Source organism: Anaerotruncus massiliensis (ex Togo et al. 2026) (genome assembly GCF_900199635.1).
Lineage (GTDB): Bacteria > Bacillota > Clostridia > Oscillospirales > Ruminococcaceae > Anaerotruncus > Anaerotruncus massiliensis.
This window is the reverse complement of sequence record NZ_LT962687.1, coordinates 2,722,049-2,736,276: the sequence shown is the minus strand read 5'-3', so window position 1 is coordinate 2,736,276 and position 14,228 is coordinate 2,722,049. Positions and strand designations below refer to the sequence as shown.

The 14,228-nt window shown below is 64.5% G+C and carries 11 protein-coding genes; 5 read left to right on the top strand and 6 right to left on the bottom strand.

Annotated elements, in window-relative coordinates; all coding sequences use genetic code 11:
* Positions 1 to 6: 6 nt before the first annotated feature.
* From C1A13_RS13090 to C1A13_RS13080, 3 genes are all read right to left on the bottom strand, one after another.
* Entirely contained in the window at positions 7 to 930 is a 924-nt protein-coding gene (locus C1A13_RS13090) for a hypothetical protein (RefSeq protein WP_101552718.1), read from the bottom strand.
* A gap of 170 nt (positions 931 to 1,100) precedes the next feature.
* Entirely contained in the window at positions 1,101 to 1,475 is a 375-nt protein-coding gene (locus C1A13_RS13085) for a hypothetical protein (protein ID WP_101552716.1), read from the bottom strand.
* A 59-nt stretch (positions 1,476 to 1,534) separates the two neighbouring features.
* Positions 1,535 to 2,914 (bottom strand): citrate synthase, encoded by a 1,380-nt coding sequence (locus tag C1A13_RS13080; protein WP_101552714.1) that lies wholly within the window; start codon positions 2,912 to 2,914, stop codon positions 1,535 to 1,537.
* A gap of 157 nt (positions 2,915 to 3,071) precedes the next feature.
* Between C1A13_RS13080 and spoIID the strand changes: the two genes are divergently transcribed.
* From spoIID to C1A13_RS13055, 5 genes are all read left to right on the top strand, one after another.
* Positions 3,072 to 4,163 (top strand): stage II sporulation protein D, encoded by a 1,092-nt coding sequence (spoIID, locus tag C1A13_RS13075; protein ID WP_101552712.1) that lies wholly within the window; start codon positions 3,072 to 3,074, stop codon positions 4,161 to 4,163.
* A gap of 68 nt (positions 4,164 to 4,231) precedes the next feature.
* Positions 4,232 to 5,398: an aminotransferase class I/II-fold pyridoxal phosphate-dependent enzyme gene (locus tag C1A13_RS13070; RefSeq protein ID WP_101552709.1), complete on the top strand. Its 1,167-nt coding sequence runs from the start codon at positions 4,232 to 4,234 to the stop codon at positions 5,396 to 5,398.
* 401 nt (positions 5,399 to 5,799) lie between these two features.
* Complete coding sequence (gene trkA / locus C1A13_RS13065) at positions 5,800 to 7,185, top strand: Trk system potassium transporter TrkA (RefSeq protein ID WP_101552707.1); 1,386 nt, start codon at positions 5,800 to 5,802, stop codon at positions 7,183 to 7,185.
* A 26-nt stretch (positions 7,186 to 7,211) separates the two neighbouring features.
* Entirely contained in the window at positions 7,212 to 8,660 is a 1,449-nt protein-coding gene (locus C1A13_RS13060) for a TrkH family potassium uptake protein (protein ID WP_101552705.1), read from the top strand.
* 202 nt (positions 8,661 to 8,862) lie between these two features.
* Positions 8,863 to 10,044 (top strand): iron-containing alcohol dehydrogenase, encoded by a 1,182-nt coding sequence (locus C1A13_RS13055; RefSeq protein ID WP_101552703.1) that lies wholly within the window; start codon positions 8,863 to 8,865, stop codon positions 10,042 to 10,044.
* A 301-nt stretch (positions 10,045 to 10,345) separates the two neighbouring features.
* Here C1A13_RS13055 and C1A13_RS13050 read toward each other — a convergent pair whose 3' ends face one another.
* The 3 genes from C1A13_RS13050 to C1A13_RS13040 are packed head-to-tail and all read right to left on the bottom strand — an operon-like array spanning position 10,346 to position 13,320.
* A complete protein-coding gene (locus C1A13_RS13050; RefSeq protein WP_242970877.1) occupies positions 10,346 to 10,996 on the bottom strand; it encodes a site-2 protease family protein in 651 nt (216 codons plus the stop codon).
* Between the two features lie 29 nt (positions 10,997 to 11,025).
* Positions 11,026 to 12,858, bottom strand: a complete 1,833-nt coding sequence (ftsH, locus tag C1A13_RS13045) for an ATP-dependent zinc metalloprotease FtsH (RefSeq protein WP_417007823.1) — start codon at positions 12,856 to 12,858, stop codon at positions 11,026 to 11,028.
* An 18-nt stretch (positions 12,859 to 12,876) separates the two neighbouring features.
* Positions 12,877 to 13,320: a MarR family winged helix-turn-helix transcriptional regulator gene (locus C1A13_RS13040; protein ID WP_101552699.1), complete on the bottom strand. Its 444-nt coding sequence runs from the start codon at positions 13,318 to 13,320 to the stop codon at positions 12,877 to 12,879.
* Positions 13,321 to 14,228 lie beyond the last annotated feature (908 nt).

Genomic DNA, 14,228 nt, shown 5'->3' with positions numbered 1-14,228 from the left:
AGCAGATCACCGGCCGGAGCGCCTGAGGGAGAGGCAGAGGGCCGCCGCGTAGAGCCCCGAGAGGAAGTAGAAGACGGCGGCCGCGGGGGAAAGCCCGAGCGCGACGGTCTTCCCGGCGAGCGCGGCCGCGATCATGCCGCCCGGCACGGCGATCGCGAAGAGGGCGAAGGCGGGCCCGAAGAAGAGAAGCTGGCGCACGCCCTTTTCGGCGCCGACGCCCGACAGGATGCGCGCGTGCGCGAGCAGGAAGGGGGCCATCAGGATCAGCATGACGATCGTGAGCATCTGGTCGGAGACGTTGCGCAGCGCGGTGTAGGCCATAAAGGAGCTGAGCAGCTCCCCGATCTCCCACACGAGCGGCAGCAGCATCAGCCAGCCGTTCATCCGCAGATAACCGTGCGCCTCCCTAAGGTCAAACGGGTTGATTGGGTGGGCAAAATCCGGTTCGTCCTTTCCGGGTAAGTCTTTCCATAGTTTCCGATTCGGGACGAATCCGGCAATACACTCAAGAACATAGATGAAGACTATTGGCAGGACCAACCGGAACAGAACGACGAAGAGACAATAGAATAGTTTAAACAACAGTCGGGAATCGGGGGTAAGGACCTCGGGGAGGATTTCCAAGATCCCCTCCACATTCAGAAACGCCCAGACGGCGAGCGAGATTCCCGCCGCAAAGGCGAGCGCCCGGAGCGGGATGGTGAAGGTGACGGACGCGCCGCGCGTCCTCCGCCCGGAGAGGTACCCGGCCGCCAGCAGCAGAAGGACCGAAACGCCCAGCAGGATGTTGAAAACGAGGGGGAGCGCGCCGCCGCCCTCGTAAAAGCCGGTGGCGGGGTCGACCGCGGTGAGCTTGAGCACGACGCGCAGGATCAGGCAGACTGCGGCGCAGCCCGCGAGGGAAAAGAAGAGCGGACGGTTTTTCGTCATGGCGGCCTCCGTGAAACGGGGGCGCGAGCGCCCCCGGAATTGATTTTCAGAAAATGGATATCTAAATAATTATACCGCCTGACCGGGTCCCGGTCAAGCGGTATTGTATTTCCCTCATTTTGGATGGGCCGCCGCGCCGGGGGAGCGGATGAGACCCATCCGGATAAAAATCAGATGCCGGCCTTTTGCGCCATAAAGTCGATCCACTTGTCGCGCTTCATCATGGAGATCTTGTCGGTGACGAGCTTGCCGGTCTCCATCTCCTCGTAGGTGATCGTGATGCCGATCGGGACGAGGAGTTGGGAGCATTTCCCGAGCTCCCGGATGTTCCGGTAGGGGACAACGATGTTGTCAGCCAGAAGCCCGGTCAAAACGATCAGCCGCTCCTCCGTGAAGTAGGCCCACCCCTGTTTCCAGGGGCCCATCTTTCCGACCAGCCGCTCCACGTAGCTCGCCTGCAAATAGTCGACCAGGGTGTCCGACGGGTCCATGACGCCCAATTCCACCAGATTCTGCTTCTGCTTTTCCAGTTTTGCTTCGTTCATGATCCTTGCCTCCTTAAAATCGACCGGATGCCTCAGCTCCGGAAAATTTGACGGCTGGTTCAGCCGCGCTGCGCGAGGGGGACGTAGGAATGCGCGCCGACGATCGACTTGTAGGCGGGACGGATGATCTTTTTGCCGGTCGAGAGCTCCTCCAGCCGGTGGGCGCACCAGCCCGCCGTGCGCGCGATTGCGAAGAGGGGGGTGTGCAGCTCGTCGGGGATGCGCAGCATCCGGTAGACAAGCCCCGAATAGAGGTCGACGTTGGCGCAGGTGATCCGGTCGCTGCCCCACTTTTCCCGCAGCACGTCGGGCGCCAGCCGCTCGACCGCGTCGAGCAGGCGGAACTCGCCCTCGTAATCGGTGCCCTTGGCCAGCTTCATCGCGTTCTGCTTGAGCACCCGGGCGCGCGGATCGCTTTTCGTGTAGACCGCGTGCCCCATCCCGTAGATGAGCCCCGAGCGGTCGCCCGCCTCCCCGGCGACGGCCTTGCGCAGGTATTCGCGAATCTCGTTGTCGTCGTCCCAGTCGTAGACGTTCGCCTTGAGGTATTCGAGCTGCTCGATCACCTTGTGGTTCGCGCCGCCGTGGCGGGGGCCCTTGAGCGCGCCGATGCCCGCCGCGATGGCCGAGTAGGTGTCGGTCTGCGCGGAGGTGAGCACCCGCACCGCGAAGGTGGAGCAGTTGCCGCCGCCGTGTTCGCTGTGCAGCGTGAGGCAGAGGTCGAGCAGGTGGGCCTCCTCCTCGGTGAACTGTTTGTCCGAGCGCAGCATCCGCAGGATGTTCTGCGCGGTGGAAAACTCGGGGTTGGGATTATGCAAATACATCGAGCGGCCGTCGTACACCCGCTTCTTCACCTGGTAGGCCGCCGCCATGATCGACGGCATCCGCGCGATCAGCTCGATCGACTGGCGCATGACGTTTTCGATCGAGTAGTCGTCCGGCCGGGGGTCGTAGGTGTAGAGCGCGAGCACCGAGCGCGCGAGCATGTTCATGATGTTGGGGCTCGCGACCTTCATGATCATGTCCTCGGTGAAGTTTTCGGGCAGCTCGCGGTTGTCCGCGAGGATCTCCGAAAAACGGTTGAGCTGCGCGCCGGTGGGCAGGAAGCCGAGCAGCAGCAGCCAGGCGGTCTCCTCGCAGCTGTAGCGGTTTTCGGCCTGCGCGCCCGCGATCAGGTCGGTGATGCTGTAGCCGCGGTAGGTGAGCTCGCCGTCGATCGGCAGCTTTTCCCCCTCGCTGAGCAGGTAGCCGTGGACGTTGCAGACCTGCGTGATCCCGGCGACCACGCCGGTGCCGTCCGCGTTGCGCAGGCCGCGCTTGACGCCGAATTTGTTGCACAGTTCCTCATCGAAACCGTTATACCGCGCGTACTCGCCGCATAGTAATTGAATATCCTGATTGAGCTGCTCATTGGGTGCAGCAGGCGTTTTGCCGTACATAACGGGAGCGCTCCTTTCCTCTTTCCACACAGATGCCCGGTGGGCGTTATCTCATATTGTATTCCGGTAACGTGTGAAAGTCAATAGACGTTTCCGCCGAAAAGCGGCAAAAATGAAATTTCCAAATAGAAATCTTGCATAAATAGGAGGAAGTGCAATGCGGTTCAGGGTGGCGGCAGGGCTGGTATTCGCCCTTTTGATGTTTCTGATCCCCCTTTTGGCGCTTGTGGGAAATGTGGACATGGTGCAGTATTCTCCCCGGGAAGATGCATCCTTGCCGCAGGCGTCCGCGCCCGCCGGGACGGGACAGGCCGCGCCCGAAAAGGACCCGTCCGCGCCCGCGGCGTCCTCCGGGACAACCCCCGCGGTGACGGTGGCGGACGACGGCTTCCGGATCCTGGACGATCGGACGGGGAAGGTGTTCGAGGTGAGCGCGCGGGACTATGTGCGAGGGGCGCTCGCGGCCGAGATGCCGCCGACCTTCCACCCTGAGGCGCTCAAGGCGCAGGCGGTGGCGGCGCACACCTACGCGCTGCGCCTGCGGGAGCAGAACCGCGCCGCGCCCGACGAGTCGCTCAAGGGGGCGGACTTCTCCGCCGACCCGCAGGGCTGGAAGAGCTATACGACCGAAAAGCTCTTCCGCGAGCGGTACGGCGATCTGGCGGACGCCTACTGGAAGGCGATCTGCGGCGCGGCGGACGAGGCGTGCCCCTACCTGCTCACCTGGGAGGGGGAGCCGATCGTGGCGGCCTACCACTCGATGAGCAGCGGCACCACCGAGGACGCCTCCAACGTATGGACGGGCAGCGAGCCCTACCTCGTGCCGGTCGAGAGCTTTGGGGACACCCTCGCGCCCGACTATGAGACGACCGAACGGTTCCCGGTGCAGGAGGTGGCGGAAAAGCTGCAAAACGCCTGGCCGGACATCTCGCTCGGGGAGGACCCGGCCGGGTGGCTCAAGGTGACCGAACGCTCGGAGGGGGGCTATGTCACCGGCATGACGGCGGGGGACCGGGCCATCCACGGAAAGGAGCTCCGAAGCCTGCTCGGCCTGCGCTCCTCCGACTTCACGGTCGCCTGCGACGGCGCGTCCTTCACCTTTACCGTGCGGGGCTACGGACACGGGGTGGGGCTTTCCCAGTACGGCGCCGACTATCTGGCGCGGCAGGGCGCCACCTTCGACGAGATCCTCGCGCACTACTATCCCGGCGCGACGCTCGGCGTCATCGCCGGGGAGGCGGCGTCCTGAGGGTTGCAAATCGGCCAGAATATGTTAAAATGAAGGCTGTATACGGACGTGAAAAGGGGAAAAGAGACGTGGAATTTGCAAAACGCATGGACCGTTTCGGTGAGGGCATCTTTTCGGTGCTGCTGGGCATGAAGAAGGAGCAGCTCGCGCAGGGCAGGCATGTGGTGGACCTGAGCGTGGGCACCCCCAACATCCCGCCCGCGCAGCACGTTATCGACGCGCTGGTCTCCGCCGCGCAGGACAGGGGCAACTACGTCTACGCGATCAGCGACACCGCCGAGCTCCAGGACGCGGTGGCGGCGTGGTACCGGCGGCGGTACGGCGTGGAGGTCGACCCGCGCCGTGAGGTTGTCTCGCTGCTCGGCTCGCAGGAGGGGCTCGCGCACATCGCGCTTTCGGTCGTGGACGAGGGGGAGACGGTGCTCGTGCCCGATCCCTGTTATCCCGTCTTCGGCGGCGGGCCGCTCATCGCGGGCGCGAAGCTCTGGTACATGCCCCAGCGGCGGGAGAACGGCTACATCATCGACCTTGCGGAGATCCCCGAGGAGGTCGCCCGCGCGGCTAAGCTGATGGTCGTCTCCTATCCGAACAACCCCACCACCGCCATCGCGCCCGACAGCTTCTATCTCGACCTGATCGCGTTCGCGCGGAAATACGGCATCATCGTGCTGCACGACAACGCCTACAGCGAGCTCGTCTTCGACGGCGAGAGCTGCGGCAGCTTTTTGCGCTTTCCGGGCGCGAAGGAGGTCGGCGTCGAGTTCAACTCCCTCTCCAAGACCTACGGGCTGGCGGGCGCGCGGGTCGGCTTCTGTATCGGCAACCGCGAGGTCGTGTCGATGCTCTCCACCCTCAAGTCGAACATGGATTACGGTATGTTTCTGCCCGTCCAGAAGGCCGCCATCGCCGCGGTCACCGGCGACCAGTCGTGCGTCGCCGCGACCCGCCGCGCCTACCAGGACCGGCGCGACATCCTCTGCGACGGCCTCACCGCGATCGGCTGGCCGGTCGAGCGGTCCCGCGCCACGATGTTCGTCTGGGCCAAGCTCCCCGGGGGCCGGACCGACGACCAGGCGTTCGCCCAGGAGCTGCTCGCCAAAACCGGCGTGCTCATGACCCCCGGCAGCGCCTTCGGCCCCTCCGGCCGCGGGTATCTGCGCATCGCGCTCGTCCAGGACGAGCCCGAGATGCGCCGGGCGATCGAGGCGATAAAGAGCAGCGGGTTGTTGAAGTAACGGCTTTTTTGAAAGGAAGCCTGTCGCGGCGCTTTGCTGCGGCCGTGTCTGATAAAACAAAAGTTTTCGGGGCCGGGGGGCGCTTTTTCAAAAGCGCCCCCGTCGCGTTTCGCAAAGCGCGGAACACTTTTTTCCTTCAGGCGTATTTTTCGGTTCCTTTTTACAAGAAAAAAAGGAACATCCGCAGGGGCGGTTTTCCGGAGGGAAAACCGCCCCTGCGTCCCACTTATTGGCAGGAGGCAAATTTTCACCGGAAAAAGCCGCGCAAAACTTGCCGAACGCTGTCATTTGTGTTAAGATCGCATTAAAGCGACGTTAAGAAAAGCTAAAGATACTATAAAGATGGGGTGCCCGCGGCCGTGACGGCCGCGGGAATCTCTGCGTAGGGGCGAAACGGAAAGATGAAGATTGTCATAGTAGGCGACGGAAAAGTCGGATGCACGCTGACGGAACGCCTGTCCAAGGAAGGGCATGACATCGTGGTGATCGACAACAACCGCCAGGTGCTGCGCGAGTCGGCGGAGATCTTCGACGTCATGGCGGTGCACGGCAACGGCGCGAGCCTGCGGGTGCAGAAGGCGGCGGACGTGCAGAACAGCGACCTGCTGATCGCGGCGGCGTCGGGGGACGAGCTGAACCTGCTCTGCTGCATCATCGCGCGCAAGCTCGGCTGCAAGCACACGATCGCGCGGATGCGCAACCCGGAATATGTTGAGCAGCTCTTTTTCCTGCGGGAGGAGCTGGGGCTGAGCATGATGATCAACCCCGAGCGCGCCTCCGCAAAGGAGATCTTCCGCCTGCTGCAGTTCCCGACCTTTTTGAAGCGCGATTCCTTCGCGAAGGGGCGCGCGGAGATCGTCGAGATCGTGCTGCGGGAGGGGAGCATCCTCAGCGGCAAGCGGCTGAACGAGCTGTATAAGATCGCGAAGGTCAAGGTGCTCGTCTGCGCCGTGGAGCGGGAGGACCGCGTCTATATCCCCGACGGCTCCTTCCGGCTCCAGCGGGGGGACAAGCTCTATGTCACGGCGCCCACCCAGGATTTGACGGCGCTCATCAAGCACCTTGGACTGGAGAAGATCAAGGTGCGCAACGCCATCCTCGTGGGGGGCAGCCGGATCGCCTACTACCTCGCGCGGGAACTGGAGGAGGCGGGCATCGGCGTCAAGATCATCGAGACGTCGGAGGACCGCTGCAACCAGCTCGCCGAGCTGCTGCCCCGCGCCCAGATCGTCCACGCGGACGGCTCGAGCCAGGCGGTGCTGCGCGCCGAGGGGATTGAGCAGACCGACGCGGTCGTGACGCTCACCAACATCGACGAGGAGAACCTGCTCATCTCGATGTTCGCCAACTACCTGCACGTCCCCAAGGTGGTCACCAAGATCAACCGCACCGAATATACCGAGGTCATCCGCGACAAGGGGATCGACAGCGTCATCAGCCCGAAGCTGCTCTGCGCCAACGACATCGTGCGCTATGTGCGCGCGATGCAGAACACCACCGGCTCGGTGCTGGCGCTCCACCGCATCGTGGACGAGCGGGTGGAGGCGCTGGAATTCCTCGCAAGCCCCTCGACCCGGCACCTCGGGGAGACCCTCCAGCAGATCACCCTCAAGCCGGACATCCTCATCGCCTGCATCAACCGGAAAGGCCGCATCATCATCCCCAAGGGCGACGATACGATCGAGCCGGGGGATACGCTGATCGTCGTGACGACCGCCGACCGGATGATCGTCGACCTCAACGACATCTTCGCCGACGCGCCCGAGCGGCTGGCGGCGGTGCAGTAAACGGCGGCGCGGGAGGAAATGGCGGAATGAATTACCGGATTATTGCATATTTCATCGGGCGGATTCTGCGGCTCGAGGCGGTCTTCATGGCGCCCGCGCTCGCGATCTCGCTCTACCAGGGGGAACACGCCGCGGCGGCCGGCTTTTTGATCGCGATGGGCGCCCTGCTCCTCGTGGGCGTGCCCTGGTCGTGGAAGCGCCCCGAAAACCGCTCGTTCGGCGCGCGGGAGGGGTTCGTCACGGTGGGCCTCGTGTGGGTGGTCGTCTCCCTCTTCGGGGCGCTGCCCTTCTTTTTCGGCGGGGGCATCCCAAGCTATGTCGACGCCGTCTTCGAGACGGTGTCGGGCTTCACCACCACGGGCGCGAGCATCCTGACCGAGGTGGAATCGATGGCGATGGGGCTGCTCTACTGGCGCAGCTTCACCCACTGGCTGGGCGGCATGGGCGTGCTCGTCTTCCTGCTGGCGATCGTGCCGATGACGCGCGGCTCGGGCGCGTCGCTGCATCTGCTGCGCGCCGAGAGCCCCGGCCCGCAGGTGGGCAAGCTGGTGCCCAAGATGCACCAGACGGCGAAGATCCTCTACGGCATCTATGTCGCGCTCACCCTGCTCCAGATCGTCCTGCTGCTCGCGGGGGGCATGCCCCTCTTCGACGCGGTGACCACCGCGTTCGGCACCGCCGGCACGGGCGGCTTCGCGGTCAAGAACGACAGCATGGCGGGATACAGCTTCTACCTGCAGACGGTCGTCACCGTCTTTATGGCGGTCTTCGGCATCAACTTCAACATCTTTTACCTGCTGCTCATCCGGGAGTTCGCCAAGGCGTTCTTCAATGAGGAGCTGCGGGTCTACCTCGGCATCATGCTCGGGTCGATCGCGCTTGTGACGGTCAACATCTCCCACCTCTACCCGTCCGTGCGGGAGGCGCTCCACCACGCGGCCTTCCAGGTGTCGTCGATCATGACGACCACCGGCTTTGCCACGGCGGATTTCAACCTCTGGCCGGAGTTTTCCCGCTCGCTGCTCGTGCTGCTCATGGTGCTGGGCGCCTGCGCCGGGTCGACGGGCGGCGGCATCAAGACCGCGCGTCTCATCATCCTCTTCAAGTCGGTGCGCAACGAGGTGTGGAAGATGCTGCACCCCCGCTCGGTCAAGCTCGCGCGGATGGACGGCTCGATCCTCGACGAGGGCACCCTTTACGGGGTCAACGCCTATATGGCGGTCTACTGCATCATCGTCGCGGTTTCCGCCCTGCTCGTGTCGTTCGACAACTTTTCCTTTGAAACCAACGTGACCGCCGTCTTCGCCTGCCTGAACAACATCGGGCCGGGGCTGGGACTGGTCGGCCCGATGGGCAACTATTCGGCTTTCTCCGATTTCAGCAAGCTGGTGCTCACCGCCAACATGCTGATCGGAAGGCTGGAAATTTTCCCGATCCTCGCGCTGCTGATGCCGACCACCTGGCGGCGCGGCTGATCCGGGGTGGGCGGCGGCGCCTGCGTGCCGCGCGCCCGCCTTTTTGCTTTCGGGAAACCGGCCGCGAACGGGGCGCGCCGCGCGGCCCCGCCGCCGCCCGGGCCGCTTCCGGCGCCTTTGGCGCCCCCGCGGCCCGCTTGACATCCCGTTTTCACGCGGCTACAATGACAGGGACGGCATATCTGATTGAGGAGGTTTGGCAATGCAGAGCTTTTCCTACTACTCCCCGACGCGCGTGGTGTTCGGGAAAGAGACGGAGACGCAGGTGGGCTCCCTTGTAAAGGAGCTGGGCGGCAGCCGGGTGCTGGTGCTCTACGGGGGCGGCAGCGCGGTCAAAAGCGGGCTGATCGGCCGGGTGACCGGCAGCCTCGCGGCGGCGGGGCTCGCCCATGAGGCGCTCGGCGGGGTCAAGCCCAATCCGCGGCTCGCCTTTGCGCGCGAGGCGCTGGAACGGGCGCGGGCGTTCGGGGCGGATTTCGTGCTCGCTGCGGGCGGCGGAAGCGTCATCGACACGGCCAAGGCGGTCGCGCTGGGGCTGGGCAATCCCGGCGTGGACATCTGGAAGTTCTGGACGCGGGAGGCGGTCCCCGTGGGCTGCGCGCCGGTGGGGGTCGTGCTGACGATTTCCGCGGCGGGCAGCGAAACGAGCAGCTCGTCGGTGCTGACCGACGAGGAGACGGGGGAGAAGCGCGGGCTCGGCAGCGATCTGGTGCGGCCCCGCTTTGCGGTGATGAATCCGGAGATCACCTTCACGCTGCCCGTCTACCAGGTGGCGTGCGGCGTGGTGGATATCATGATGCACACCCTCGACCGGTATTTCTGCCCGATCCTGGGCAACGAGCTGACCGACCAGATCGCCGAATCGGTGCTGCGGGTGGCGATCGAAAAGGGCCGCGCGGCGGTCCGGGACCCGCACGACTACGACGCGATGAGCGAGCTCATGTGGGCGGGGAGCCTCTCCCACAACGACCTGACGGGGCTGGGCGGCGTCAAGGATTTCGCGCCCCACCAGCTCGGGCACGAGCTGTCCGCGATGTTCGATGTGGCGCACGGCGCGAGCCTTTCAACGGTGTGGGGCTCGTGGGCGGACTACTGCTGGGAGACGAACCCGGCGCGGTTCGCGCGCTACGCGAAAAACGTCTGGGGCATTGAAAACGCCGACGAGCGGACGGCGGCGCGCGCGGGCATCGACGCGACGGTGGACTATTTCCGCTCGCTCGGGATGCCGACCTGCTTTGGCGAGCTCGGCATCGGGACGCAGCCGGACGAAGTGCTGCACCGGCTCGCGGTCAACTGCATGTACGGCGGGACCCGCAAGGTGGGCACCTTCCGGGTACTTGACGCGCCCGACGCCTACGAGATCTACCGCCGCGCCAACCACTGAAGGGCTTCGGGATTTGAAATTTTCGCCGCCACTTGCCCTGCGGGCAAATGGTGACCCCATTCGGGCTGTCGCTTCGCGACACCTTTTTTAAAAGGCGGCGGGGCCGCGGGGCAGCGCCCCGCGCCGCGCTTCCCGGGAAAAGACGCGAAGGGCTCCGCCCTCGAAAATGCCCGGCGTTCCATTCGGAACGCCGGGCATTTTCTCACCCGCGGCCTTATCTACGGCCTAAGAGCCGCCCTTTGGGCGGTTGGCCTCCGACACGCCTCGCTGCGGCTCGGTGCGAGAAGGCCGGCGAAGCTTTTCAGAGGCGGAAGACCGCCTCCGTGATCAGCCAGAAGAAATCGCTCAGGCCGTCGCTCAAAAAGGCGAGCGGCCGGTCGAGGACGCCGGTGAAGAGCAGCACCATCATGATGAGCGCGCCGTACCGCTCGTAGCGCATGTAGCCGAAGTATTTGTCCTCGGGCAGCACTGCGCCGAGCACCTTGGAGCCGTCGAGCGGCGGCACCGGGATGAGGTTGAAGAGCCCCAGGCCGGTGCTGATCGCGGAGGTGTAGAAGAGCAGGTAGTAGATGTAGCGCACGACCGCTCCCACATAGCCGCCCGTGAGCCTGAGGATGAGCCCCATGCCCAGCGTGCAGACGAGAGAGATCAAAAAATTCATGCCCGGACCGGCCAGCGCGGTGAGCACCATGCCCCTTTTGCGGTTTTTATAGTAGCGCGGGTCGACCATCACCGGCTTTGCCCAGCCGAAGTGGAAGACCAGCAGGCAGAGGGTGCCGATCGGGTCGAGGTGGCGTAGCGGGTTGAGGGAGAGCCTCCCGGTCGCCCGGGGGGTGGGGTCGCCCAGCTTCCACGACGCCCAGCCGTGCGCGAACTCGTGCAGCGAGATCGCGATGAGCACGGCGGGCACTGTGTAGACGAGGGTCGGGATCAGGTTGGAAATCCATCGCATCGGTCTGGTTCCTCACAGTCGGGCGGGGGTCACGCGTTTAGAATCCGCATGAATTCCTCGCCGGTAATCGTCTCCTTTTCGAGCAGGTATTTTGCCAGCTCGTGGAGCTTGGGCTCGTTGTCGCGGAGAATTTTGACGGCCTTGTCGTGCGCCTCCCGGATGATGCCCATGACCTCCTGGTCGACGCGGGCGGCCGTCTCGGCGGAACACTCGAGCGACGCGTCGCCGCCGAGATAGGGGTTCTGGACCGTCTCGAGCGCGACCATGCCGAAGGCGTCGCTCATGCCGTAGCGGGTGACCATTGAGCGGGCGAGCCTGGTGGCCTGCTCGATGTCGTTGGAGGCGCCGCTCGTGACCGACTGGAAGACGACCTCCTCCGCCACGCGCCCGCCCGTGAGGGTGGCGATCTTGTTTAAGGCCTCCTCCCGGGACATGAGCACCCGTTCGCTCTCGTCCACCTGCATCGTGTAGCCGAGCGCGCCCGAGGTGCGCGGCACGATGGTGATCTTGTGGACCGGCGCGGAGTCGGTCTGCCTGGCGGCGACGAGCGCGTGCCCGATCTCATGGTAGGCGACGATCTCCCGCTCGCGCGGGGAGATGACCGCGTTTTTGCGCTGGTAGCCCGCGATGACCACTTCGACCGATTCCTCAAGGTCGCTCTGGTTCACGAGGGTGCGGCCATATTTGACGGCGCGCAGCGCGGCTTCGTTGACGATGTTGGCAAGCTCCGCGCCCGAGGCGCCCGCGGTCGCGCGGGCGATCACGCCCCAGTCGATGTCCGACTCGGTCCGCACGTCCTGTGCGTGGACCCGCAGGATCGCCTCGCGGCCCGCGAGGTCGGGCAGCTCGACGGGGATGCGCCGGTCGAAGCGGCCGGGGCGCAGCAGCGCCGGGTCGAGCGATTCGGGGCGGTTGGTGGCGGCGAGGATGACGACACCCTTGCGCCCGTCGAAGCCGTCCATCTCGGTGAGCAGCTGGTTGAGGGTCTGCTCCCGCTCGTCGTTGCCGCCCATCACACCGCTTTCGCGCTTTTTGCCGATCGTGTCGATCTCGTCGATGAAGACGATGCAGGGGGCTTTTTCATTGGCCTGCTTAAAGAGGTCGCGGACCTTGGCCGCGCCCATGCCCACGAACATCTCGACGAACTCGGAACCCGAGATCGAGAAGAAGGGGACGTCCGCCTCGCCGGCGACCGCCTTGGCGAGCAGCGTCTTGCCCGTTCCGGGAGGGCCTACAAGCAGCGCGCCCTTGGGCAGGTTTGCGCCGATCTCCGCGTATTTGCGGGGGTTGTGGAGGAAGTCGACGATCTCGGTGAGGGCCTCCTTGGCCTCGTCCTCGCCCGCCACGTCCTTAAAGGTCTTGCCCGTCTGGGCCTGCACATAGATTTTGGCGTTGGACTTGCCGAAGGTCATCGCGTTGCCTCCGCCGCCCATCCGCTTCTGCATCGAGCGCATGAAGAACTGCCCGATCAGCGCGAAAATGGCCAGCGGCAGGATCCAGGTAAGCAGAAAGCTCATCAGGGGAGAGGCCTTTTCCGGCACGATGTTGGAGAATTTGACCCCCTTCTCATAGAGGCGGTCAACCAGCCCGGTGTCGTTCGGCATCTGCCCGGTCATGTAGAGATCCGCCTGCTTGGGATTTTTCTCATTGGGGATCGCATAGTAGACGTACCCGTCATCGAGATTTGCCTCGGTGACCTTACCCGCCTCCACGTCGCTCATGAAGGTGCCGTAATCAACCTCGGTGACCCGCGGCTGCAGCAGCAACGGGAAGACGAAGATGTTGAGCAACATCATGACCAGCATGACCATGACGACATAATATAACAGCGGTTTTTTCGGGATTTTCGGTTGTTCCTGCATATGAATCATCCTTTCCGGTCAGGGGTTCTCTTGAATGGAATCGCGCTTCTGGAGCAGGAGGCTGAGCCTCTGCATGCCGTCGAGGATCACCTCGGCGTCCTCCTCGTTCAGCAGCGGGAAGGCGCGGGTGACAAGCGCGTCGACCTCGTCGACCGTCCGGCGGCCCTCCCCGGTCAGCGTGATGTGCACCACCCGCTCGTCCCGCGGGTCGCGGGAGCGTTCAAGCAGGCCCTCGCGTTCGAGCCGCTTGCAGAGCGCGGAGACGTTGGTCCCCGCCGCGCACACCCTCCGGCTCAGCCCGCTGACCGTGCATCCGTCCTCCCGGCGGATTTCAAAAAGGACCCGCATCTGCATGATCGTCAGCCCGTAGCGGTCGATGATCGGATGGAACACGCCGTTCATCCGGTCGGTGATGTCCCGCATGAGCGCCCAGACCTGGTTTTTAAACTCCGCAGGTTCCATTGCGCCGTTCGCCTCCCGTCTCTTATTTAGCTATGAATTATCTATAATATAAATTGTAGTTATGTAGAATCATAGATAATTTTGTAAAGAAGCTGTGAATTTGGGTTTGCCGCGCTGCGCCCGGCGGGGCTTTTTTCGCGCCCCTTCGGGGCGCTTTAGGGGAGCCGCCTTCGGCGGCGGGGATTTCCGGGTCCCGCCCTGGCGGCGGTTTTGGATGTACCGCGCTGCGCCCGGCGGGACTTAGACGGGAATTGCCGCTTAAAAAGCGGCAAGAAATACGAGCGCGTTCCGCCGCGCACCACGGGTTCCTTTTCGGACGGACGAAAAGGAACCAAAAGTCCGCCTAAGAACCCTCCGCCGGGTTCTTAGGGATCTCCGGGAGTACCTTGCCAGAACCCGCGAACTACCGCTGCTCCCCACGGGTACACCAGCTGTGGGCACAATTCAGGTTGCGGGCGCTCCCAACAACGCACACCGGATGGCTCGCCGGGGACACCCGGCGGAAAACAACGTCCGTTCCGGGCGTTCGCGCGCCCTGCGCGCGTGCGCGGCGAAGCCGCGCAGTTTTCCGCTTCCTTGTGGGCGCTGCGCGCCACGCAAAGGCGGACGTGCCCCCCCAAACGCGCTCCCGGTACGGTTCCGGAGACTCTCCGGCAGAGGCATTGCGCCCGCGGCGCGGCGGCGGGCGGGATGCTGTCGGCTTGTCCGCTGATCCGTGGACGGGGCGCCGCCGACTTTGGCCGCAGGCCAACCGGAGGCGGCGTGGGGGTCAAGGGGATTTGGCCGCAGGCCATCCTTATAGAGAATCCGGCCCACAGGGCCGGGTCCGCGAAGCGGACTCAAGCCGGGGACGCGGGGCGGAGCGCCCGCGAGCGGCCGTCGCGCGTAGCGCGCTCCGGGCGCAGCCC

What these genes read in the sequence shown, in the direction of transcription:
- C1A13_RS13050 (WP_242970877.1), bottom strand. Translation starts at nt 10,996, where the DNA reads ATGCGATGGATTTCCAACCTGATCCCGACCCTCGTCTACACAGTGCCC.
- C1A13_RS13055 (WP_101552703.1), top strand. Translation starts at nt 8,863, where the DNA reads ATGCAGAGCTTTTCCTACTACTCCCCGACGCGCGTGGTGTTCGGGAAA.
- trkA (WP_101552707.1), top strand. Translation starts at nt 5,800, where the DNA reads ATGAAGATTGTCATAGTAGGCGACGGAAAAGTCGGATGCACGCTGACG.
- C1A13_RS13090 (WP_101552718.1), bottom strand. Translation starts at nt 930, where the DNA reads ATGACGAAAAACCGTCCGCTCTTCTTTTCCCTCGCGGGCTGCGCCGCA.
- C1A13_RS13060 (WP_101552705.1), top strand. Translation starts at nt 7,212, where the DNA reads ATGAATTACCGGATTATTGCATATTTCATCGGGCGGATTCTGCGGCTC.
- C1A13_RS13040 (WP_101552699.1), bottom strand. Translation starts at nt 13,320, where the DNA reads ATGGAACCTGCGGAGTTTAAAAACCAGGTCTGGGCGCTCATGCGGGAC.
- spoIID (WP_101552712.1), top strand. Translation starts at nt 3,072, where the DNA reads ATGCGGTTCAGGGTGGCGGCAGGGCTGGTATTCGCCCTTTTGATGTTT.
- C1A13_RS13080 (WP_101552714.1), bottom strand. Translation starts at nt 2,914, where the DNA reads ATGTACGGCAAAACGCCTGCTGCACCCAATGAGCAGCTCAATCAGGAT.
- C1A13_RS13085 (WP_101552716.1), bottom strand. Translation starts at nt 1,475, where the DNA reads ATGAACGAAGCAAAACTGGAAAAGCAGAAGCAGAATCTGGTGGAATTG.
- ftsH (WP_417007823.1), bottom strand. Translation starts at nt 12,858, where the DNA reads ATGCAGGAACAACCGAAAATCCCGAAAAAACCGCTGTTATATTATGTC.